Annotated in this window: 20 protein-coding genes; 3 read left to right on the top strand and 17 right to left on the bottom strand. The window is 61.0% G+C overall.

Features of this window, described 5'->3' with window-relative positions; genetic code table 11:
* Positions 1 to 2 precede the first annotated feature (2 nt).
* From ACTZWY_RS04255 to ACTZWY_RS04235, 5 genes are all read right to left on the bottom strand, one after another.
* Positions 3 to 1,028 carry a Gfo/Idh/MocA family protein gene (locus ACTZWY_RS04255; protein WP_444789446.1) on the bottom strand — a complete coding sequence of 342 codons (1,026 nt, stop codon included), beginning with the start codon at positions 1,026 to 1,028 and terminating at the stop codon, positions 3 to 5.
* Positions 1,025 to 1,864, bottom strand: a complete 840-nt coding sequence (locus ACTZWY_RS04250) for a carbohydrate ABC transporter permease (protein WP_444789445.1) — start codon at positions 1,862 to 1,864, stop codon at positions 1,025 to 1,027. The genes ACTZWY_RS04255 and ACTZWY_RS04250 overlap by 4 nt, the downstream gene beginning before the upstream one ends.
* 6 nt (positions 1,865 to 1,870) lie before the next feature.
* The gene (locus ACTZWY_RS04245) at positions 1,871 to 2,809 is read right to left on the bottom strand and encodes a carbohydrate ABC transporter permease (protein WP_444789444.1); all 939 of its coding nucleotides are present in this window, start codon (positions 2,807 to 2,809) and stop codon (positions 1,871 to 1,873) included.
* Between the two features lie 63 nt (positions 2,810 to 2,872).
* The gene (locus ACTZWY_RS04240; RefSeq protein ID WP_444789443.1) at positions 2,873 to 4,126 is read right to left on the bottom strand and encodes an ABC transporter substrate-binding protein; all 1,254 of its coding nucleotides are present in this window, start codon (positions 4,124 to 4,126) and stop codon (positions 2,873 to 2,875) included.
* Complete coding sequence (locus ACTZWY_RS04235; RefSeq protein ID WP_444789442.1) at positions 4,123 to 4,434, bottom strand: hypothetical protein; 312 nt, start codon at positions 4,432 to 4,434, stop codon at positions 4,123 to 4,125. The genes ACTZWY_RS04240 and ACTZWY_RS04235 overlap by 4 nt, the downstream gene beginning before the upstream one ends.
* On the opposite strand from ACTZWY_RS04235, the gene ACTZWY_RS04230 reads away from it, so the two are divergent.
* The 3 genes from ACTZWY_RS04230 to ACTZWY_RS04220 are packed head-to-tail and all read left to right on the top strand — an operon-like array spanning position 4,427 to position 7,511.
* Positions 4,427 to 5,317 (top strand): BadF/BadG/BcrA/BcrD ATPase family protein, encoded by an 891-nt coding sequence (locus ACTZWY_RS04230; RefSeq protein ID WP_444789441.1) that lies wholly within the window; start codon positions 4,427 to 4,429, stop codon positions 5,315 to 5,317. The two genes, ACTZWY_RS04235 and ACTZWY_RS04230, sit on opposite strands and share 8 nt — an antisense overlap.
* Positions 5,314 to 6,336 carry an SIS domain-containing protein gene (locus tag ACTZWY_RS04225; protein WP_444789440.1) on the top strand — a complete coding sequence of 341 codons (1,023 nt, stop codon included), beginning with the start codon at positions 5,314 to 5,316 and terminating at the stop codon, positions 6,334 to 6,336. Before ACTZWY_RS04230 ends, ACTZWY_RS04225 begins: the two co-directional genes overlap by 4 nt.
* Positions 6,336 to 7,511: an N-acetylglucosamine-6-phosphate deacetylase gene (locus tag ACTZWY_RS04220; protein WP_444789439.1), complete on the top strand. Its 1,176-nt coding sequence runs from the start codon at positions 6,336 to 6,338 to the stop codon at positions 7,509 to 7,511. The genes ACTZWY_RS04225 and ACTZWY_RS04220 overlap by 1 nt, the downstream gene beginning before the upstream one ends.
* 189 nt (positions 7,512 to 7,700) lie before the next feature.
* Here ACTZWY_RS04220 and purU read toward each other — a convergent pair whose 3' ends face one another.
* The 12 genes from purU to ACTZWY_RS04160 all read right to left on the bottom strand — a co-directional run bounded on the left by purU (position 7,701) and on the right by ACTZWY_RS04160 (position 21,406).
* Positions 7,701 to 8,585, bottom strand: coding sequence for a formyltetrahydrofolate deformylase (gene purU / locus ACTZWY_RS04215; RefSeq protein WP_444789438.1), 885 nt, complete (start codon positions 8,583 to 8,585; stop codon positions 7,701 to 7,703).
* A 22-nt stretch (positions 8,586 to 8,607) separates the two neighbouring features.
* Positions 8,608 to 9,402, bottom strand: a complete 795-nt coding sequence (gene iolB / locus ACTZWY_RS04210) for a 5-deoxy-glucuronate isomerase (RefSeq protein ID WP_444789437.1) — start codon at positions 9,400 to 9,402, stop codon at positions 8,608 to 8,610.
* A 98-nt stretch (positions 9,403 to 9,500) separates the two neighbouring features.
* On the bottom strand, positions 9,501 to 10,403 hold the full coding sequence (iolE, locus tag ACTZWY_RS04205) for a myo-inosose-2 dehydratase (protein WP_444789436.1): 903 nt from the start codon (positions 10,401 to 10,403) through the stop codon (positions 9,501 to 9,503).
* Positions 10,404 to 10,411: 8 nt separating this feature from the next.
* Positions 10,412 to 12,268: a 3D-(3,5/4)-trihydroxycyclohexane-1,2-dione acylhydrolase (decyclizing) gene (gene iolD / locus ACTZWY_RS04200; RefSeq protein WP_444789435.1), complete on the bottom strand. Its 1,857-nt coding sequence runs from the start codon at positions 12,266 to 12,268 to the stop codon at positions 10,412 to 10,414.
* Positions 12,269 to 12,353: 85 nt separating this feature from the next.
* Positions 12,354 to 14,276 carry a bifunctional 5-dehydro-2-deoxygluconokinase/5-dehydro-2-deoxyphosphogluconate aldolase gene (locus ACTZWY_RS04195; RefSeq protein ID WP_444789434.1) on the bottom strand — a complete coding sequence of 641 codons (1,923 nt, stop codon included), beginning with the start codon at positions 14,274 to 14,276 and terminating at the stop codon, positions 12,354 to 12,356.
* On the bottom strand, positions 14,260 to 15,381 hold the full coding sequence (locus ACTZWY_RS04190; RefSeq protein WP_444789433.1) for a Gfo/Idh/MocA family protein: 1,122 nt from the start codon (positions 15,379 to 15,381) through the stop codon (positions 14,260 to 14,262). Before ACTZWY_RS04190 ends, ACTZWY_RS04195 begins: the two co-directional genes overlap by 17 nt.
* Positions 15,378 to 16,388 carry an inositol 2-dehydrogenase gene (gene iolG, locus ACTZWY_RS04185; protein WP_444789432.1) on the bottom strand — a complete coding sequence of 337 codons (1,011 nt, stop codon included), beginning with the start codon at positions 16,386 to 16,388 and terminating at the stop codon, positions 15,378 to 15,380. Before iolG ends, ACTZWY_RS04190 begins: the two co-directional genes overlap by 4 nt.
* Before the next feature lie 55 nt (positions 16,389 to 16,443).
* A complete protein-coding gene (locus tag ACTZWY_RS04180) occupies positions 16,444 to 17,223 on the bottom strand; it encodes an ATP-binding cassette domain-containing protein (protein WP_444789431.1) in 780 nt (259 codons plus the stop codon).
* Positions 17,224 to 17,233: 10 nt separating this feature from the next.
* Positions 17,234 to 18,319, bottom strand: coding sequence for an ABC transporter permease (locus ACTZWY_RS04175; RefSeq protein WP_444789430.1), 1,086 nt, complete (start codon positions 18,317 to 18,319; stop codon positions 17,234 to 17,236).
* A gap of 94 nt (positions 18,320 to 18,413) precedes the next feature.
* A complete protein-coding gene (locus tag ACTZWY_RS04170) occupies positions 18,414 to 19,361 on the bottom strand; it encodes a sugar ABC transporter substrate-binding protein (protein ID WP_444789429.1) in 948 nt (315 codons plus the stop codon).
* Positions 19,362 to 19,425: 64 nt separating this feature from the next.
* Positions 19,426 to 20,250, bottom strand: coding sequence for a TIM barrel protein (locus ACTZWY_RS04165; protein WP_444789428.1), 825 nt, complete (start codon positions 20,248 to 20,250; stop codon positions 19,426 to 19,428).
* 124 nt (positions 20,251 to 20,374) lie between these two features.
* Positions 20,375 to 21,406 (bottom strand): LacI family DNA-binding transcriptional regulator, encoded by a 1,032-nt coding sequence (locus ACTZWY_RS04160; RefSeq protein ID WP_444789427.1) that lies wholly within the window; start codon positions 21,404 to 21,406, stop codon positions 20,375 to 20,377.
* Positions 21,407 to 21,422 lie beyond the last annotated feature (16 nt).

Here is a 21,422-nt window from a genome sequence, read left to right as displayed (position 1 = left end):
GTTCATTGGATGCGCACGGACTGGCCGGTGCGCACGCTTTCATCAGCGGCCAGACAGACGGCGACAGCGCGCACGGCATCGTTGACGTGTCGCGTCAGGTCGTGATCGTCCGCAATGGCGCGCGCCATGGCTGCGGCTTGCAAATCGCACAACCCCTGATGGCCGGGGCTGTGTTCAAACCTTCGGACCGTTTCATCCTGCCCCTTGGGCGCAAGGATCAGGTGGTCGGCGGCGGTGTGCCCTTCCACATCGGCGGACCCCACGCCTTGGGGCGCGCGCAGGGACACCGCCCCTTGGGGGGAAATCACATCTTTGACGAAATGCGCGGTTTCCGACATCATCGGACCCCAGCCCGCTTCATACCACCCGCAAGACCCGTCTGCGAAGATCACCTGAAAATGCCCGTAATTATACATATCGGGCGCAATTTCATCCGACAGGCGCAGGCCCATCCCGCGCACTTCCACGGGGGCGGCATCGGTGATCTGGCACATGACATCCACATAATGCACGCCACAATCCACAATGGGCGGCGTGGATTGCATCAGCGCCTTGTGAATATCCCATGCTGGCCCGGTTGAGCGTTGGTTCAGGTTCAGCCGGAACACATAGGGCGGCCCCATGGCGCGCGCCGCATCAATCAGCGCAACCCATGTCGGATGATGGCGCAGGATATGGCCCACCATCAGCTTGCGCCCCGTTCGCGCGGCCGTATCGGCCACGGCCTGACACTCGGCCACAGTGGTGGCCAGCGGTTTTTCAACAAACACATGCGCGCCCGCCTTCATGGCCTTGATGGCAAGCGCGGCATGGCTGTCGGAATAGGTGGCGATGGCCACCATATCAGGTTGCAACTGTGCCAGCGCTGCGTCAAAATCGTGGTCAAGGTCCAGATGTGCCAGCGCGTCCGGCAGGGCCACGGCTGACCTGTTGACCAACCCCACCACCTGAAATTCGGGCAGTTTGGCATAGGCCAGCGCATGGCTAAGCCCCATCTGGCCCAACCCCACCACCAGAACACGGATCATTTCACGGCCCCCTTGGTAATGCCCCGGATCAATTGACGCGAGAAGATCAGATACAGCACCACCACCGGAAAGATTGCCAGCGTCAGCGCCGCCAGAACCGCGTTCCAGTTGGTGACATACTGGCCCAGAAATATCTGGCTGCCCAGTGTCAGCGTCTTGGTGGCTTCGCCGGGGGCCAGGATCAACGGGAACCACAGATCATTCCAGATGGGGATCATCGTGAACACGGCCACAGTGGCCATTGCCGGGCGCACCAGTGGCAGCGCGATGGTAAAGAAGATGCGGTATTCACTAAGCCCGTCAATGCGCGCGGCATTTTTCAGATCATCCGACACCTGCCGCATGAATTCCGACAGGATGAACACCGCCAGCGGCAACCCGTTTGCTGTATAGACAAGGATCAGCGCCCAATGCGTATTGACCAGATTGGCCGCCACCATCAGCTCCAGAATGGCCACGGTGCCCAGCCGGATGGGAATCATGATGCCCAGCGCCAGATACAGCCCCATCAGCAGATTGCCGCGAAAGCGGTATTCGGCCAACGCAAACGCAGCCATGGCCCCGAACAGCAGCGCGAAAAACAGCGATGCCACCGTCACAATCATGGAGTTCTGGAAATACAGCAGGAAATTTCCCTGCTCCAGCACCGTATGGAACCCCACCAGATCGAAGGTGTCGCGCGTGGGCAAGGCCAGCGGGTCATTGAAAATGGCACGGCGTGACTTCATCGAGTTGATGACAATCAGCACCACCGGATACAGCGCAAGAACCGTATAGGCGATAAGTATCGCATGGGCGGCGGAACTGCGCAGGATATTGGCGCGTGCAGACATCATACCCCCCTAGAACTGATAGCGGCGCAGCCGCGTCTGAATGCCGAACAGATACAGCGACACCCCCGCCAGAATGATAAAGAACATCACCGTGGCCACAGTCGCGCCCATATGCGGATCACCCAGTTGCAACTGGAACCCGAAGAAGGTGCGAAACAGGAAACTGCCCAGAATATCGGTTGCGTAATTCGGCCCCGCAAGCGCCCCTTGGGTGACATAGATCAGGTCAAACGCGTTGAAATTGCCCACGAATGTCAGGATTGAGATGATCCCGATCGTGGGCAGGATCAGCGGCAGCTTGATCTTCCAGAATTGCGACGCGCCCGTAATCCCGTCCATTTCGGCGGCTTCCAGCACTTCATCCGGGATCGACAGAAGTGCCGCATAGATCAGCATCAGGGGGATGCCCACGAACTGCCAGACCGATATCAGCGCCAGCGTGGTCAGGGCAGAGCGTTCCAACCCCAGCCATGGCGCGAACCACTCACCAATGCCCAACACATCCATGAAATTGGGTGCCACCCCCCATAGCGGCGACAGGATCAGTTTCCACACAAACCCCACGATCACGAAACTTAAGATAGCGGGAATGAAAATTGCCGTGCGGTAGAAGGCCGCAAACCGCAGGCGCGGTGTGGACAGGATTGCCGCCAGCGCAATGCCAATGGGGTTTTGCACCAGCATGTGAATAATGAAAAACCACAGGTTGTTCCATGTCGCGTTCCAGAACGCCCCGGACCAGCGCGGGTCACCAAACAGCGTGACAAAATTGGCCAGCCCCACGAATTCGCGCGTCCCCCCTTCGCCACGCGTGAACAGCGACAGGTTCAGCGTGCCAAATAGCGGGATGATCATGATCGCAGTATAGATCAGCACGGCAGGGGCCAGAAACACGGCAATATGCCAACGGATCGGGCGGCGCGGCGCGGCGCGGCTGGGTTGGGGCATGGAACCCTCCGATAGTGTCGGGAATGGCACGGCCCCCGATCAGATCAGGGGCCGCAAATGCACTTACTGATGCGGTTCATACCACGATGACAGGCCCGCTTGCAGCGCTTCGCCCGCTTCTTCCGGTGTCCATGTCCCGCGCATCACGTTTGCCGAGGCTGTCCAGCTTTCGTTCGACAGGTTCGGCGTGCCGCGTGACACAATCTGGTGGAAGGGGCGAATCGTGCTTTCGCATTGTTCGCGCCAGCCAAGGAAGTCTTGCGCCAGCGGGTCTTCCAGTGTCACCTGTGCCGAGGATAGCGGGAAGAAGCCGGGAACCGCATTTGCGAACAGGTTGGCAAAATCCGCACTGCTCAGCCATTCCAGAAACACGCGGCCCGCGTCCTGATTGGGCGATGCCGCATTCAGACCAATGCCCATGTCAGTATGGTCGGAAATATAGCACCCGTCCGCGCCTGCGGGCACTGGCGGCGGGAAGGCGCCCATTTCAAAATCGGCCTGTTCACGGAACCCCGCAATTTCCCACGACCCGGACGGATAGATCGCTGCACGCCCCAGTGTGAACAGGTTCTGGCTGTCAGGGTAGCTTTGGGATTCAAACCCGCGGCCCAGATAACCGGACCAACGCGCCAACTGGCGGAACGGGGCGACCCATTCTTCATCTGTCAGGCGGCTTTCGCCTGCAATCAACGCCGCGCGCCCGTCTTCGCCGCGCCAGTAATTCACCCCGATATTGGCAAAACCCATGGTCGCGGCTTCCCATTGGTCATTGATGCCCATAGCCATGGGAATATAGCTGCCATCGGCCTCAATCGCGTCCAGCACCGCGAAGAATTCTTCTTCGGTTGTGGGCACTTCAAGGCCCAGTTCGTTGAAAATATCGACGTTATAGATAAAGCCGTGAATAACCGATGCCACAGGCACGCAGAAGGTCTGGCTGCCGTCATCAGTGGACCATGCCGATCGCGCGACGTCAGAATAATTGGCCATACCGTCCAGATCGGTCAGATCGGCCAGCTGGCCACGCTCGAACAATTGCAGCGATGCGTCAAAGGCGCGACAGGTGATGATATCGCCTGCGGTGCCCGCATCAAGTTTGGAATTCAACGCAGAATTATACTGTGCGGGGGCCATTGGCTGAAAATCCAGCTTGATGCCGTCATGCGCGGCCTCAAATGCCGGGATGATCTGGTTGCGCCAGATGGTGATGTCGTCATTGCGCCAGCTTTCGATGGTCAGCGTCACATCCTGCGCGGCGGCGCCTGTCGCGCAAAGCGCAAGGGCAGTTGTCAGGATCAGGTTTCGACGTAGGGTCATGGCAGTCCTCCTTGTTGCAGCAGGGGCAGCATGCCGGACCGAAGATCCGTTTCTTTGGGCGTCCCCTTGTCTGAATAGAACCAAAACAATACCATTTGTCTAGAAAATTCTTGCTTAACAGGCGCAGTTACAGCCACGCGCAAACCTGAAGCCACCAGAAATTCAATGTTTTCATGTATTAAAAATAAGAAATTAATGTTCACATCCCCCATCATAGCCCAACAAAAGCGCCCCACCATATCAAGAAACCACTTTTCATATGGTATTCTTTTGGTATTATATCCCTGCAGGAGGATCAGAATGCGCATCTTCATTGGACTGGATGGCGGCGGCACAGGCTGCCGCGCGCAGGCGGAACTGGAAGATGGACGCCGCACGCCCGTGGCCACAGGCGGCGCAGCAAATGTTTTCAGCAACCCCGACGGGGCATTGCAGGAAGTGTCCACTGTGTTGGCGCGCGTCTATGCTGATGCGCAGGCCATGTGCGCGCAAGGGGAAAAGCTGCGGGCGCACATCGTGCTGGGGCTGGCGGGGGCCAGTGAATCAGGCGCAGCACACCGCCTGAAACACGCCCTGCCCTATCCCCACCTAAGCGTTTCGGGTGACATAGACATTTCGCTGAAAGGCGCATTTGCCCATGATGACGGCATTGTGCTGGCCGTGGGAACGGGGTCGGTGCTGGCATGTCAACGCGCAGGGCGCATGCATCGGCTGGGCGGATACGGGTTTATGCTGGGCGATGAAGGCAGCGGCGCATGGATCGGGCGTGAAGCGCTGCGCCATGCACTGCAGGCCCATGACGGGGTTGGCCCAGATGGCCCGCTGGTCGGGGACATCTGGCACCAGTTTGGCGCTCTGTCGAACCTGATCGGGTTTGCAGGCACTGCGCGCCCGTCCGATTACGCGGCCCTTGCGCCGCGGGTGCTGGACCATGACCGCGCCCATTGTCCGGTGGCGGGCGCAATCCTTGATCGGGGGTGCGGGTATTTGATGCGCGCAATCCGCCATTTGCAGGCGGGCGCGCCGCATATACCCGTGGCCCCCACCGGGGGGCTGGGGCCAATATTGCTGGACCGGATTGTCGCGCAAGGCGGGGCAAATCTGCACCGCGTAGCCCCCAAAGGAACCGCACTTGATGGCGCAATATGGCAAGCACGCCATGGCGCAGCACATAAGGAAACATCCTCATGACCAACACCCTGATGGCACAGGAGATTGCGCAAATCCCGTCAAGCGTCGCGGCCTGCCTTGACCAGAACGCGGCGGGCCTGGACGCAATTGCAACCAGACTGCGCCAGTTTGACCCGCAACTGGTCATCACTGTGGCGCGTGGATCATCGGACCATGCGGCAAGTTACTTCAAGTACGCTTGTGAAATACTGGCGGGTATTCCCGTGGCGTCGGTCGGGCCGTCGGTGGCGTCGGTCTATCATGCGAAATTGCGGCTGCCGCGCACAATGGCTTTGTCCATCTCACAATCCGGCCAAAGCCCTGACATTGTGGCCATGACACGCGCCGCACGCGAGTCTGGCGCGATTGCCGTGTCGCTGACCAATAACCCCGACAGCGCCCTTGCGCATGAAAGCAATTTCTGTCTGCCGCTGCATTGCGGACCGGAACGCAGCGTTGCGGCCACCAAAAGCTTCGTCACCTCGGTGGTGGGCGGGCTGGCACTGCTGGCGGCATGGCACGATGACAGCGCATTGTCGCGCGCGCTGGCGGCCCTGCCGGACGCCTGCGAACAGGCGCTGGCATGCGATTGGGGCGCGCTGTCAGACAGGCTGGTGCGCGCGCCTGCGCTGTTTGTGCTGGGGCGCGGCGCAGGCTATGCCATCGCCAGCGAAATGGCGCTGAAATTCAAGGAAACATCGGCCATCCATGCCGAAGCCTATTCCGCCGCCGAGGTGCTGCATGGCCCCGCCGCGCTGGTCGAACGCGGCTTTCCAGTGCTGGGGATGATCTGCGAAGATGCGGCGCGCGCAAGCTTCACCGCAACTGCGCAAAAGCTGCACCAGCAAGGCGCAGATGTATTCGTAACCGGCGATGTGTCCGAACTGGTTGCCCTGCCCGTGGCGCCGCCGCTGCACCCGCTGGTCGATCCACTGTTGCGGGTCGTGTCCTTCTATGCGTTCATAGAAGCGTTGGCGCGCAGGCGCGGGCTAACCCCCGACACCCCACGCCATTTGCGCAAAGTAACCGAGACAGTCTGATGATGCAGGTTCTGAAAGCCGCCCGTGTTTTTGACGGAACGCACATGCATGCGCATGCGGCCGTCAGCTTGTCGGCGGATGGCCGCATTGCGGGTTTGCATTTCATGGGCGACCCCCTGCCTGCGCCCCCCCATGATCTGGGCGCAGGCATTCTGGCGCCCGGTCTGGTGGATGTGCAGGTCAATGGCGGGGGCGGCGTCATGGTGGGGGCCGACACGGACGCTGCGCAACTGGCACATATTTGTGCGACCCATGCGCGGCTGGGGGCCTGCGCGATCCTGCCCACCTTGATTACCGACACCCCTGAAACCACGCAACGGGTCATCGCCGCGGGGATTGCCGCCGCGCGCGACAATGTGGCGGGGTTTGCCGGGCTGCATCTGGAAGGGCCACATCTGGACCCCGCGCGCAAGGGGGCGCACGACGCAGCCCTTATGCGCCCCATGCGCGATGATGATCTGGCGCTGATATGCGATGCGGCGCGCAAGCTGCCTGCGCTGATGGTCACCCTTGCGCCCGAAGCTGTCACCCTGCCGCAGATTACCGCGCTGGCCCGCGCCGGGGTTGTGGTCAGCCTTGGGCATTCGGGGTGCAGCAGCGCGGCCGCACGCGCCGCGCATGCGGCGGGCGCTGTTTGCGTGACGCATTTGTATAATGCCATGGGGCCTTTGCAAAACCGCGCACCGGGACTGGTGGGCGCGGCCCTGACCAGCCCGCTGGCCGCGGGCATTATTGCCGATGGGGTGCATGTCGCGCCGGAATGCCTGCAGGTGGCGCTACAGATGAAAGCGCAAGACGATCTGTTCATCGTCAGTGATTCCATGGCCGTGGCCGGCACGACCCTGTGTGAATTCACCCTTGGCGGCCGCCGCATTCTGCGCGCCGGCGGGCGTTTGACGCTGGATGACGGCACCTTGGCGGGGGCCGATATTTCGCTGCCGCAGTCCCTGGCCTGCCTTGCGCGGCTGGGCGTCGCACCGGAACGCGCGCTGTCTATGGCAAGCCGCGTTCCGGCAGACCTGATCGGTGCAACAGATCGCGGGCGCATCAGTGCAGGGGCGCGCGGGGACCTTGTGTTTTTGTCAGATGAACTGGACCTGCGCGCCGTATGGCGTGACGGTCAAAAACTGCCCGATTGCGCAGGTAGCGCCCCGCCTGCCAATCCCGCCCCATAGGCCCCTGTCGCCGTCACGCGACAGCCCCCCATATGGGCGCTTATATGTCATGCGCAAAAACCGGTTCCCAGTTTAGACCATGTTGCGCAAAAGTGGGAACCGGTTGATACAAAACGACATTCTAACACATAAGGTTAGAGAGGGCCGCGCGAATGCGAATGAACGCGACACGCCCTGGCGCGACATGCGCTAGCCCATGCGTTCAGACGCATACGACCCCGGCGAGGCTGGAAACACCACTGTCTTGTTGCCATTCAGGAATACGCGGCGATGAATATGCGCGTGAATGGCACGGGCCAGAACCTGACTTTCCACATCGCGCCCCAGGCTGACATAGTCACTGGGCGACTGGGCATGCGTCACGCGCACAATATCCTGTTCGATGATCGGCCCTTCATCCAGATCGGCGGTGACATAATGCGATGTCGCGCCGATCAGCTTTACCCCACGTTCATAGGCTTGTTTATAGGGGTTCGCGCCCTTGAAACTGGGCAGGAAGGAATGATGGATATTGATGATCCGCCCCGACATTTTCTGACACATCGCATCTGACAGAACCTGCATGTAGCGCGCCAGAACGATCAGTTCGGCGCCCGTATCCTCGACCACTTCCATGATGCGCGCTTCGGCTTGCGGCTTGTTTTCCTTGGTCACGGGAATGCAATGAAACGGAATGTCATGATTCACCACGACCTTCTGATAGTCCATGTGGTTTGAAATCACCGCCACAATATCAATGGGCAGTGCCCCGATCCGCCAGCGATACAGAAGGTCGTTCAGGCAATGCCCGAAACGCGACACCATCAAGATAACCTTCATGCGCACCGCATCGTCATGAAATGCGAATTCCATGCCCATCTTTTCACCAATCGGGGCAAACTGGGTGTTCAACTGCGACAGGTCCGCGCCAGTTTCACTGGCAAAACTGACGCGCATGAAAAAACGCCCGGTTTCCATGTCGTCAAATTGCGAACTGTCGGTAATATTGCAGCCCTGCTGTGCCAGAAATCCGGCAATGGCGGCCACGATGCCGCGCGCCGTCGCACAGGTCACCGTAAGGGTGTAATTGGTCATTCAGGGGGTCCTTTGAAGATACCTACATCAGTGTTTCAACTTCTGGCGCTGGCACGAAGCGCCATTTGCGCAATGGTCCGGCCATGACGTTAAGGTAATATAGCTCAAAGCCATGGGGGGCGCCACAGGGGTGGTGGCCACGCGGAACAAGGGCCACGTCATGGTTCTTGACGGCCATGGTTTCATCAAGACTGCCATCATCAGTATAGACCCGCTGCAGCGCCCAGCCATTGGCGGGGTTCAGGCGATGATAATAGGTTTCTTCCAGATAGGTGATGCGCGGGTAATCATCTTCATCATGGCGGTGGCTGGGATAGCTGGACCAGTTGCCCGCAGGGGTGAACACTTCGGTCACCAGCAGGCTGTCGCAGAAATCCTCATTCTCCATGGCGATGTTGTTGATCCAGCGGGTATTGGCCCCTTCACCACGCTGGGTCAGAGTAATGCCATCCGGGCCAATGCGCCGCGCCGCGTGCCCGCCCACCCCCGGGGCGGAACAGACGGCGATGGTGCAGTCGGTCTGCGCCACAGCCCGCCAATCATGGCCATTGGGCACATACAGGCAATGCGGCGGGGTCTTTTCAAACACATTCATCCGCGCGCCCAGCGTCCCCCAATCCTGCCCGGCGGCGGTGATGGCGGCCTTGCCCTCGACCATGACCAAAATCACTTCGCGCGCACCAGTCACTTCGCCCACCTCCTCGCCCGCGCGCAACCGGTGCACGGCGAATCCCACATAGCGCCAGCCCGCTGAGTGCGGGGTGATGTCATGCACCTTGCCATGGGTGCCGAAGGGTTTGCGCAACAGATGGGACATGGGGTTTCCTTTATTTCGGGGCGTTTGGGGGGGGGCGAAGACAATGCCGCCATACGTCCATAGCGGGCGACAGCACAGCGGCTGCACGTCCGCCAGCGTCACTGCGAAGGTGTCAGTCCGGTCTTGGCCGCCAGCCTGCGCAGCGTGTGCAGGCCAAGGGTCTGATACAACAGCGGGTTGCGGATCGCGGGGTCCTGTTCAGCCTCGATCACAATCCAGCCAGCATAGCCATGGCGCGCCAGCACAGCCAGCAGCGGCTCAAAATCCACTACGCCGTCCTGGTCGCCGGGCACCGTGAACACACCCGCGCGCACGCCGTCCATGAAGGACAGCCCCCCGCCCTCGACCCGCGCTTTTACGTCCGGGCGCACATTCTTGGCATGGACATGGCGCACGCGGTCCACATGGCGCGTCAACACTGCAACCGGGTCGCCCCCGCCGAACCAGCAATGGCCTGCATCAAACAACAGTTTCGTATGCGGCCCGGTTGCGGCCATGAACGCGTCAATATCCTCGGGGCTTTGCACCACAGTTCCCATATGATGGTGATAAACCAGATCGATACCATGTGCTGCACAATGCGCGGCCACGCCCTCAACCTTCGCGCCAAAATCGCGCATGCCCGCAGCATCCAGCACCGGACGGCTGGACAGAGGCTGTGCCAAACCTTGCACAGAATTCGACGTCTCGCACACAATCGCCACCTTGCAGCCATTATGGGCCAGCTTCTCCAGATGGGGCTGGATGGCACGAATCTCATCCTCGACCGACTGGGTCAGCAGGTTCATCGAATGCCAGCCCGACACAAATGCCAGCCCGTGGCCCGCCAGCAGCACGCGCAATTCCTCGGGGTCCTCGGGCCAGCGATGGCCATTCTCGATGCCGTCAAAACCGATCAGTTCCCCCGCTTCATGCAGAATGCGCGCAGTCGGAATATCCGCGCCAAGGCTGGGGTCGTCATCATTGGCCCAGGCGATGGGATTGGTGCCGAAACGGATCATGGATGCCCTCAATTGCTCAGCCGCGCGCGGGCGGCATTGGTGATGTAATTTGCGTACGCGTCGCGCAGCCGCTCTGGCCCGCCAACTTCCGGCACGGCAACGTCCCACCAATGGCCCGCCCCCTCCAGCCCGTCGCCGGGGCCTTGTGCAGCAGTGGTGTCAATCACAATAACCGTAGGAATGTCGCGGCCCCGCGCCGCCTTGATTTCGACCTGCAGCGCGGTCAAATCACCCGCTTTCACCGCATGCGCCCCCATGCTGGCAGCATGGGCCACATAGTCAATCTGTGGCTGCCCCTCGACCAGACAATCCACATACATGTTGTTGAACGGCACACAGCCCGTGCCCTGTTGCAGCCGGTTGATACAGCCATAGCCGCGATTGTCGGTCAGGATCACCGTAAACGGAATGCGCCGCATGACCGCTGTGGCCAGTTCGGAATTGGCCATCATATAGCTGCCATCGCCCACAAAACACAGCACCTCGCGCGCAGGCTGGGCCAGCTTCAGCCCCATCGCGCCCGCAATCTCATAGCCCATGCAGCTATAGCCATATTCCATGTGATAGCCGCCCGCGCTGGCGCGCCATAACAGCTTCAGCGCACCGGGCATTGTGCCCGCAGCACATAGCGCCACGCTGGCATCAGTTGCCACCGCCTGCACTGCGCCGATGACCTGCGCATCGCCGGGCAAATCGCCCGCTGCAACCGGGGCGCCGCATTTGCCGTCCACTGCCGCCAACCATGCGGCCCGCGCGCCCGTGTCAGGCTTGGCACGGTAGTCCCCAAGTCGCGCAGACAGCGCCTCCAGCGCGACCTGCGCATCCGCCACCAGACTGACCGCGCCATGCTTGGCCGCGTCATAGCCATGAATATTGATCGAAACCAGCTTTGCATCCTGCGCAAACAATGCCCGCGATCCCGTGGTGAAATCCTGCAACCGTGTGCCAAGGCCCACCACCAGATCCGCCGCAGCCAGCGCCGCATTGGCCGCAGCCGACCCATCCACCCCCGCCGCACCGAAATTCATCGCATGCGCCTGCGCCAACGCGGATTTGCCCGCCTGCGTCTCGGTCACGGCAATCCGGTGGCGGTTGGCAAAATCCCCAAGCGCCGCCTCCGCCCCTGAATAGATCACCCCACCACCGCAGATGATCACAGGGCGCTTGGCCTGCGCGATCATCCCCGCCACCTCCTCCAGCTCGCGCGCATCAGGCGCGGGGCGGCGGATATGCCAGATGCGCGGGGCAAAGAACTCCTCCGGCCAGTCATACGCCTCGGCCTGCACATCCTGACAAAAACTCAGGCAGACCGGCCCGCAATTGGCAGGGTCCGTCATCACCCGCAACGCGCGCGGCAAGGCGCTCAGAAGTTGTTCAGGGCGCGTGATCCGGTCGAAATACCGCACAACAGGGCGGAAACAATCATTGGCGCTGACCGTGCCATCATCAAAATCCTCGACCTGTTGCAAGACCGGATCGGGGCGACGATTGGCAAAGACATCGCCCGCAATGATCAGCAGCGGCAGGCGGTTCACATGCGCCAGCGCCGCCGCTGTCACCAGATTGGTCGCCCCCGGCCCGATGCTGGACGTCACCGCCATCGCCTGACGCCGCGCCCGCCCCTTGGCAAAGGCAATCGCGGCATGCGCCATGGTCTGCTCATTCTGGCCGCGCCATGTCGGAAAGGGGGGCTCGCATAAATCGCCATGCTGCGCGCGCTGCAGCGCCTCGCCCAGACCGGCGACATTGCCATGTCCAAAAATCGCCCAGATGCCGGGAATGAACCGCTGCCCCTCCGGCGTCATCTGCACGCCCAGCCAGCGCACCATCGCCTGTGCCGCTGTCAATCGAACTGTCCCGCTCATGCTGTTCCTCTTTCCAGTCTTCATCTTGCCAAAAATACTCCGGGGGGAAATCCGCGCTTGCGCGGATGGGGGGCAGCGCCCCCTGTCACGCGGCGGCAACTGCGCGCAACCGCGCCTTGTCCCAAACGCTGCACAGCCGCGCATAGCGCGCGCGCATTTCCGCCACGGCCTGCGCGTCATCGCACTCCCCCGCGAACCAGCGCCGCGCCACATCGCCGAAAATCGTGCGTCCCACGGCAAACCCCTTGACCAACGGGAATTGTGCTGCCGTAGCAAAACTGCCCGCCAGCGCATCCTCTGGCGCGTCCAGCCCCAGAACCACAATCCCGCGCGTGTGGCGGTCATGCGTTTCAATCGCGGCAATCGCATTGGCCCAAGCGGCTCGCGTGGTCAGCGGCTCCAGCTTCCACCAGTCGGGATAGATACCCTCGCGGTAAAAGCGGTCGATCACCTGCGCGGTGGTCTGCTCATTGACCGCGCCGACCTTGGACGGGATCACTTCCAGCAGGAATTCCAGCCCGTTGCGGCGCGCGGATGTGAACAGCCGCCTGACCGTTGCGATCTGATCGGCCCACAGGCTTTCCGCGTCATCGGGATGGCAGAAGCACAGCACCTTGACCACATTGCCGCGCGCCCAGGTCGCAAGCCCGCCGCAGTCAGGGCCAAGGGCCGGTTCCAGCGTCAGCGGGCGCGATCCCGGCCATTCCGCAGGCCGCCCGACCCATAGCCCCGTGCCAGAGGCCGCATGCAGCGCCCGCCGCCCGATCCGGTCATCGCACAGGATGCCATACCCCGCGCGCCCATCCTGAACCGCCAGTGCCGCTTCAAGACACAACTCCTTGAACGCCGCGCCGCGTTCGGGCGTGTAACCCGCCATTTCCTCCAGTTGCAGGCGGTGGTCGAAGGCAAAGATGCGGTAGTCATCCCAATCCGGCCCGTGATTGCGCGCGCGGTTGGTGGACCAGTGTATCTGCTCCAGCGCCGCGTCATTGCGCAGATCAGGCCGCAGCACGCCGCGCTTCAGAAAGAATTCCAGTTCTGCAAGCGAGGGATAAGCCGGTGTGCAGCCATGGCGCGAGACGGCAAAGGCCCCGCAGGCATTGGCGTACTTGAGCGCGGTCGGCCAATCCGCCCCATCAAGCCAGCCCTTCATCAGCCCCGAGAAGAACCCGTCCCCCGCGCCCAGCACATTGAACACTTCGATCGGGAAGCCCGGACCGCTTTCGCCCTCCTCCAGCCTGTCAGGGATCGCGCCACTGAAGGCCACCGCGCCTGCGGCACCGCGCTTGCACACCAGCGTGGCATCCGACACCGCGCGGACTGCGCGCAGCGCCGCAATCGTGTCGGTGCTGCCGCCTGCAATGTGGAATTCTTCCTCCGTGCCCACGATCAGGTCGAAGAAATGCAAATGCGATTGCAGTTTCGCGGTCACCGCCGCCGATTCCACAAACCGGCTTTCGCCATCGCCATGCCCAGCCACCCCCCACAGGTTGGGGCGGTAATCGATATCCAGCGCGGTCTTGACCCCGTGCTGCCGCGCCAGCCGCAGCGCCTTGAGCACAGCTGCCTCAGTCCGCGGGTGGGACAAATGCGTGCCCGTGGGCAACAGCGCACGGGCCGAGGCGATCAAATCCTCGTCTATATCCCCCTCTGACAGTGCCATATCCGCGCAATTCTCGCGGTAGAAAATCAGCGGGAACTGCTCCTTATCGCGGATACCCAGCAGCACCAGCGCCGTCAGGCGGTCAGGGTCGGTCACCACGCCATCGGTGCACACCCCTTCGCGCGCCAGTTGTTCACGGATGAAGCGCCCCATATGCTCATCGCCGACCCGCGTGATTACTGCAGACCGCAACCCCAGCCGCGCCGTTCCACAGGCAATATTCGTAGGGCTGCCGCCAATATACTTGGCAAACGATCCCATATCTTCCAGCCGACCGCCAACCTGGGCGCCGTATAAATCCACCGAACTGCGCCCAATCGTGATAACGTCAAGATGTTTGGTCATGGGTCATTTCCTCCAATCGGATCGGGTGGCCGTTTGACCGTGCCATGGCGTGGATGATCCGTTCAATTCCCAGCCCTTGGGCAAAATCAGGGCCGCAGGGCGGGCCGCCGTCAATTGCGCGGATCAGGTCGCGGGCTTCGATGACTTTTTGTTCATTGAAGCCGAAATTATGCCCCGGTGCGGGGCAGAACGCCGCGAAATCAGGCTGGTCAGGGCCGGTCAAATGGCGGGTGAAACCGGCATCCCCTGCGCGGTGCACCCATAATTCGTTCATGTTTTCCTGATCGAAAACAAGCGTTCCTGCACTTCCCTGCACTTCCCATTGCAAACGGCATTTGCGCCCCCGCGCTACGCGGCTGGTGGCAAAGGACCCCTGCGCGCCACTGGCGAAACGGACCAGTGCCAGCGCGCTGTCCTCATTCTCGACCGGGCGGGGGCCATCGGGGGCAGGGCGCTGGGGCACGGCAATCTGGGTCATGGCCGTCACTTCGGACACCGCGCCCATAAGCGCCACCATCACACTGACCAGATGGCAGCCCAGATCCCCAAGCGCGCCCAGCCCGCCCCCTTCCTGCGTCATACGCCATGACCATGGCAGGGCGGGGTCGGCGCAGTAATCTTCGTCATAGGCACCGCGAAACGCCAGTGGCGTGCCAATTTCGCCTGCCTGCACCATGGCGCACGCGGCCTGAAACGCTGGCGCGCGCAAATAGTTATAGCCCAAAAGCGTGACCTGCCCGGGATGGGCGGCTACCAGATCCGCCATGGCCTGCGCGTCTGCCAGCGTCAGGGCCATGGGCTTTTCCAGCCAGACATGCTTGCCCGCGCGCAAGGCCGCGTCCGCCATGGGGCGGTGCAATCCGTTGGGGGTGGTGATGGACACCACATCAACAGCCGGATCGCAAATTGCGGCTTGCCAGTCGACCATGGCGCGCGCAAACCCGAATTGCGCGGCACATGCATCGGCCTGCGCTTGGGTGGCGTCGCACAGGATTTCCAGCCGTGGATGGGCCACGCCAAAAGCAGGCCCGACCGCGCGCCACGCCAGCGCATGGCATTTGCCCATGAACCCTGTGCCAATCAGCGCGACACCCAATGACATCATGCGGCCTTTTGCGTCGCTGCGGGCACCTGCACCGCTTGCCCGCTTTGCGCCGATTGCAGCGCGGCATCAGCCAGTTCAAGCGCGCGCAACCCGTCCAGCGCCGTGGTGGGCATGGGCGTTCCATCGCGCAACGCCGCAACAAAAGCCGTGATTTCTGCCGCATAGGCCGCTGTATAGCGTGTCATAAAGAAATTCAGCAGCGGGGCATCATGGAAGCCTTGGGCATCGGCGAACTGGATATTCGCTTCTGACTGGTTCCTGGCGCTGACCATGCCCGCCGCGCCCAGAACTTCGATGCGCTGGTCATAGCCATAGGTTGCGCGGCGCGAATTGGTGATGATGGCCTGTTTGCCGCTGGCGGTGCGCAAGATTACATTTGCGCTGTCGTAATCGCCCAAGTCGCCAATCTGCGGGTCCGTCAGAACAGAAGCCTGCGCCATCACGGTTTCAACCTCCTCGGCCAGCAGCCAGCGGGCCATGTCGAAATCATGGATCGTCATGTCCCGGAATATCCCGCCCGAGCGCGCGATATAGTCAGCAGGTGGGGCGCCGGGGTCGCGGCTGGTTATGGTGATCATTTCAACCTTGCCGATGCGGCCTGCGTCAATTGCGGCCTTCATCGCGGCAAAATCGGGGTCGAACCGGCGGTTGAAGCCCAGCATCACGCGGCCTTTGGTTGCCTCGACGACGCTCAGACAGTCGCGCACGCGCCCCACATCCAGATCGACGGGTTTTTCGCAAAAGACCGCCTTGCCCACACGGCAGAAACGTTCAATCAGGTCGGCATGGGTGTCGGTGGGTGTGCAAATCACCACGGCATCCACGTCATCTGCCGATTCGATAGTGTCTATGGTGCGGATATCGCAGCCATATTTCGTGGCCACACTGTCAGCGGCGGCGGCAACAGGGTCTGCGATGGCAACAAGCGTGGCCCCGTCGACCTGCGCAATCGCGCGGGCATGGACCTGACCAATACGGCCTGCGCCAAGAACGGCAAAACGTGTCATAAGTGTTCCTTTTGAAAAGACGCGAATGGCGTCCTGTTTGTTACGGGTCGCGGTGTCACAGCACACCGTCGGTCATGTATTCAGGCTGGGTTTTGGCACCCGTGATATAAGCGACCACCTGTTCCCCCGTCACCTCACGCGCAAGCAGGTTCGCGCAAATACGCCCGCGCCGGAACACCACAATCCGGTCACATAAATCCATCACCTGCCGCATGTTATGGCTGATCAGGATCAGCGGTTCGCCCTGTTCCTTCAGGGTGCGGATGATGTTTTCCACCTGCGCGGTTTCCTGCACACCAAGCGCGGCAGTCGGTTCATCCATGATGGTCAGTTTCGAATGGAAGGTTGCGGTGCGCGCGATGGCCACGCATTGCCGTTGCCCGCCGGACATATATTGGATGGTATTGCGGATGGACGGGATTTTTACGCCCGTTTTTTCCAGTGCGGCCAGTGTATCGGCATGCATGGCCTTGTAATCAAGTCGCCGGAACGGGCCAAGCCAGTTCCATTTCGTCTTTTCACGCCCCAGAAACAGGTTGTCGGGCACGTCCAGATGGTCCGCCAAGGCCAAAGTCTGGAACACCGCTTCAATGCCGACTTCCCGCGCGTCCAGCGGACCTGCGAAATCCACCTTCGCGCCGTTGAACCGGATTTCGCCACGGGTGGGGCGTTCTACCCCGGTGATCTGGCGCACGAATGTCGATTTGCCCGCGCCATTATCGCCCATGATGGCAACATGCTCGCCTTTGCGGAGGGTGAAATTCGCGTCCTCCAATGCATGCACACCGCCATAATGCTTGGTCAGACCGCGTGTTTCGAGTGTGTACTCGCTCATTTTCGTCCCCTTACATGCGATGGGCCGCGCGGCGCTGGCGCCACTGGTCCAGAACGACGGCACCCACGATGATCGCGCCCTTGGCCATTTCCTGATAATAGGCATCCAGCCGCAAATAGGTGAAACCGGAAATGATAACCCCGAAAATCAACGCCCCCAGACAGGTGCCAACAATCGATCCGCGCCCGCCCTGAAGCGAAATGCCCCCGATCACGGCCATGGCAATGGCGTCCAGTTCATACATCACGCCCATACCGGCCTGAGCCGTCAGGTTCTTGGAACTCAGGACCACAGCCGCAATGGCCGCCAACCCGCCCGCGATGGTGTAAACCAGTGTCAGGTGGCGCTGAACATTGATGCCCGACATGCGCGCCGCATCAATATTGGACCCGATGGCGTAGGTATGCTTGCCATAAACAGTGTGGCGCATGACCAGATAGAACAGCACCGCAAGCGCAAGAAAAATGTAGACAGGCATCATGCCAGAACCGATGGCGGCGTAACTTTCCGTCGGAAAGGAAACTGGCTGCCCCTTGGTCCACCATTTTGCCACGCCCCGCGCAGCGACCATCATACCAAGCGTGGCAATAAAAGGCGGGATGCGCGTGTAAGCCACCAAAAGGCCGTTGACCAGCCCTGCCAGCAGCCCGCAGGCCAGCCCGACGATGACGGGAACAAACACCGGCAAATCAACCCAGCCCTGTTCAAAAAACACCGCGCGCGCGAAGGGGTTGCCATTCACCTCGCTGACCTGTGCAAAACTCATGGCAATCATCGCCGTTGCGCCGACAATCGAGCCCGAAGACAGATCAATCCCGCCTGTGATGATCACCTGTGTGACCCCCAGCGCAATGATGCCGATGATGGCGACCTGCAAGATGATGATCTGCAAGCGCGCTTCGTTGAAAATGGATGAAAACCGCCCTTGGGTGTCGAACAGAAAGCTTTGCCCGTTCATATATGGCAGCGTTTGGCCCAACACCTCGAACACACCGATAATCAGGACAAGTGCCAAAAAGACATTCAGTTCCGGGGGACGACTTCGCTTTCGGTGGTCATATTTCAACCCTCCGACACCCACTGTTGCCTCTGCCATGCCAGTTTCCCTCCTCGTCCATCGCGCTTGGTCTTAATTGCGGGGCGGTGCGACACCACCGCCCCCTCGTCAGCCGGTCCGATCTTGTTGTCGATCAGTTGGCGCTCAGGTAATCAGCCACGTTTTGCGGTGTGACCAGTTCAAACGGAATATACACCTTGGACGCGACAGGATTGCCCGCCGCCAGATCAAGCGCCGCCTGAAGCGCGCCAGCCCCCTGCCCTGCAGCGTTCTGGAACACTGTTACATCCAGATCGCCCGACTGCATGGCCGCCAGCGCATCCTGGGTGGCATCAACACCCGTGACAATGACATCAGCCATGGAAATGCCTGCCGATTTCATGGCCTGAATCGCCCCGATGGCCATTTCGTCGTTGTTGGACAGCACCGCGTCGAACGGTTCACCTGAAGACAGCCAGTTGGTCATCATGTCCTGCGCCTGATCGCGCGACCAGTTGGCCGTCTGGCGGTCAACCACATTCATGAAATTGCACATGTCGATCCCAAGAATATCGTCGAAATCCTTGGTGCGTTGCACGGCAGCCTGGTTCGACAACTCGCCCATCAGAATATAGATATTCGCGCCTTCGCCCTTGCCCTCGGCGCGCAGCAATTTGCAGGCCTCAAATGCCGCCAAGGTGCCGGATTCAATTTCGTTGGACGCCACGAAAGCCTGATTGTCCGGCAGGGTGTCCACGTTGACGGGCTGGCGGTTGACATAGACCAGCGGCACGCCACCACTTGCGGCGGCATTGCTCATGGCTTCGGTTGCCGCAGTGTCAACCGGGTTCACGATGATCGCATCCACGCCCGACGCCACGAAATTGTTGATCTGGTCAAGCTGCCGCGCCACGTCATTTTGCGCATCTTCCACCTGAAGCGTGACGCCGTCCATTTCTGCGGCCATCTCGATCATGCCATTGCGCAAGACGGTCAGGAAATTATCGTCAAACAGCGCCATCGACACACCGATATTCTGCGCATTGGCCATGGATGCCATAAGTGCAGTGGCCGCCGTAGCAGCAAGCAGGGTTTTCTTCATGTTCTGGTTCCTCCCGGTAATGGTGTCCGGCGCACCTTGCTCCTTTGCCGGAATTCCTTTCCGCTCAGGCGGCTTTGGCCTGTAATTGGGCGGAAATGAAATCGAATGATTGGCGCAGCGCCGTCAAAGGGTCGCCAAGCGCCTGTGTTTCTGGCGAGAAACACTCATAACTGAAGGCGCCCTTATATCCTGCTGCCAGCAAGGCGGCCATCTGGTCGATATTGCCCAAACGGTCGCGGCGGTCGATCAGGACGCGGTGTTCATCTTCCATCTGCTCGATCCTCAGCGAAGGGTCCACCACCGCCGAGATATGCACAATGCCAGTCTGCGCCGCATAAAGGGCGCCCCCCCCGGCCAAGGTATGATGGAACGTGTCATGCACAATGCGCAACCGCGCGCCCATATCCAGCGCGGCGATCATGTCGACCAGTTCCTGCTTGGACCGCAGTGATGACCGGCCAAAGCCCAGCGGCTCGACCAGGGCCGTCATGTCTGCGGCCACCAGCAGCGGGTAACACGCCTTCAGCGCCACGCGCAGATTGGCCTGACGCTCTCCCTCGGCGCCGCCGGTGCCGTCATTGCGCGGGATCAGGCTGATGGTTTCGGCCCCCGCGCGCTTGGCCGTGTCAATCAGCGCGGCCACTTCCGCTTGGCGTGCATCATCCCAGCTGTTGAACGGATAAACCTGGCTTAGCCCAAGAAACCGCAACCCGCGGGCGCGCACCAGTGCGCCCGCCTGCGCAGGGTCCAGCCCGTCAAATAACGGGCGGCCCAGCCCTGCCATGTCGTTGCGCAACTCCACGCCCATGCAGCCCAGATCGCGCGCCAGATCCAGAAAAGATGCAAAAGGCAAATGCGGGGCCGTCATCTGGTTCAGCGCGAATTGCATAGGCAAAGTCCTGTCATGTGGGTTGCGTTGGCTGCACGCTGCATGCGAGAGCAGATTCAGTCAATCTGGGGCACATGTTTTTCCATCATTGATGACGTTTTTCTGCGCAAGCGAAATGACGTTTTTACATCATTTCAGGCAGAATGATACATGGGTTCAGGAAATGCTGGCCCGTGATCCCGTCTTCGCCGCCCTGCACGGCACGCACCATCAATTCCACCATATCGGTGCACAGTTCCGCCAAAGGTGTGCAGATCACCATTGTGACATAGCCATCCGCAAGCGCGGCGCGGCTATCGGCGGTCAACTCATTGACCACCAGCGCCACACGCGGGCTTGCATGCATTTCGCGCAATGCGGCGATTGCGCCTTCCATGCCGCCGCCCGCGCAATAAATGCCGGTCAGGTCGGGATGGCGGCGCACCAGATCAAGCGTGGCTTCATAAGTCAGTTGGCGGGTTTCCAGATTGACCAGCGTTTCCAGCACCGAAAATTCAGGCGCGTTTTCGCGCACATAGGACCGGAACCCCACTTCGCGCAAATCATGCCCATGCCACCGGTTGCCGCCCACAAATACCGCCAGCTTTCCGGGGCGCTTTACGCGGCCTGTGATCATCCATGCGGCGATCCGGCCTATTTTCATGTTGTTCAGACCAAGGTAGTTGCGCCGCACCCCTTGGGCAAAATCGTTCAGCAAGGAAAACACCGGCACGCCATCGGCCTGCATGTCCTGCACGGCCTGCGTCAGCCGCTGGTGGTTGACCGCAACCCCCGCCACCGCGTCGCATCGCGTTCCCAAAGCGCGAAGCTCCTGCGCAAAGGCATCGGGCGACTGGGACGATGTGTAGCGAATGATCACGCGCCCGCGAATGTCGGGGCGGGCCGCCACGGCATGTTCGATTTCACGCGCGAAATTCTGGTAGAATTCCTGTGATTTCTTGATCAGAACGACCCCGAAGGTCAGTTCGGGTTTCGCCGCATCCAGATTTTGCGCCAACACCCCCCGTGCATGATACCCCACGCGATGCGCCGCATCAGCGATTTTGCGCAACGTCTCCTCGCGCACCTTCAGGCGCCCGTTCAAGGCGCGGTCAACCGTCGTCACGCTGACACCCGCGGCGCGCGCCACATCCTGAACTGTCGGCCGCTTGGTCACGGGGCACCCCATCTGC

This window comes from Roseinatronobacter sp. NSM (genome assembly GCF_052379845.1).
In the GTDB taxonomy this organism is placed as follows: Bacteria; Pseudomonadota; Alphaproteobacteria; order Rhodobacterales; family Rhodobacteraceae; genus Roseinatronobacter.
This window is presented reverse-complemented; position numbering and strand designations above follow the sequence as displayed.

Coding starts and splice junctions, on each gene's coding strand:
- ACTZWY_RS04255 (WP_444789446.1), bottom strand. CDS start 1,028: ATGATCCGTGTTCTGGTGGTGGGGTTGGGCCAGATGGGGCTTAGCCAT.
- ACTZWY_RS04250 (WP_444789445.1), bottom strand. CDS start 1,864: ATGATGTCTGCACGCGCCAATATCCTGCGCAGTTCCGCCGCCCATGCG.
- ACTZWY_RS04245 (WP_444789444.1), bottom strand. CDS start 2,809: ATGCCCCAACCCAGCCGCGCCGCGCCGCGCCGCCCGATCCGTTGGCAT.
- ACTZWY_RS04240 (WP_444789443.1), bottom strand. CDS start 4,126: ATGACCCTACGTCGAAACCTGATCCTGACAACTGCCCTTGCGCTTTGC.
- ACTZWY_RS04230 (WP_444789441.1), top strand. CDS start 4,427: ATGCGCATCTTCATTGGACTGGATGGCGGCGGCACAGGCTGCCGCGCG.
- ACTZWY_RS04235 (WP_444789442.1), bottom strand. CDS start 4,434: ATGCGCATTCTGATCCTCCTGCAGGGATATAATACCAAAAGAATACCA.
- ACTZWY_RS04225 (WP_444789440.1), top strand. CDS start 5,314: ATGACCAACACCCTGATGGCACAGGAGATTGCGCAAATCCCGTCAAGC.
- ACTZWY_RS04220 (WP_444789439.1), top strand. CDS start 6,336: ATGATGCAGGTTCTGAAAGCCGCCCGTGTTTTTGACGGAACGCACATG.
- purU (WP_444789438.1), bottom strand. CDS start 8,585: ATGACCAATTACACCCTTACGGTGACCTGTGCGACGGCGCGCGGCATC.
- iolB (WP_444789437.1), bottom strand. CDS start 9,402: ATGTCCCATCTGTTGCGCAAACCCTTCGGCACCCATGGCAAGGTGCAT.
- iolE (WP_444789436.1), bottom strand. CDS start 10,403: ATGATCCGTTTCGGCACCAATCCCATCGCCTGGGCCAATGATGACGAC.
- iolD (WP_444789435.1), bottom strand. CDS start 12,268: ATGAGCGGGACAGTTCGATTGACAGCGGCACAGGCGATGGTGCGCTGG.
- ACTZWY_RS04195 (WP_444789434.1), bottom strand. CDS start 14,276: ATGACCAAACATCTTGACGTTATCACGATTGGGCGCAGTTCGGTGGAT.
- ACTZWY_RS04190 (WP_444789433.1), bottom strand. CDS start 15,381: ATGATGTCATTGGGTGTCGCGCTGATTGGCACAGGGTTCATGGGCAAA.
- iolG (WP_444789432.1), bottom strand. CDS start 16,388: ATGACACGTTTTGCCGTTCTTGGCGCAGGCCGTATTGGTCAGGTCCAT.
- ACTZWY_RS04180 (WP_444789431.1), bottom strand. CDS start 17,223: ATGAGCGAGTACACACTCGAAACACGCGGTCTGACCAAGCATTATGGC.
- ACTZWY_RS04175 (WP_444789430.1), bottom strand. CDS start 18,319: ATGGCAGAGGCAACAGTGGGTGTCGGAGGGTTGAAATATGACCACCGA.
- ACTZWY_RS04170 (WP_444789429.1), bottom strand. CDS start 19,361: ATGAAGAAAACCCTGCTTGCTGCTACGGCGGCCACTGCACTTATGGCA.
- ACTZWY_RS04165 (WP_444789428.1), bottom strand. CDS start 20,250: ATGCAATTCGCGCTGAACCAGATGACGGCCCCGCATTTGCCTTTTGCA.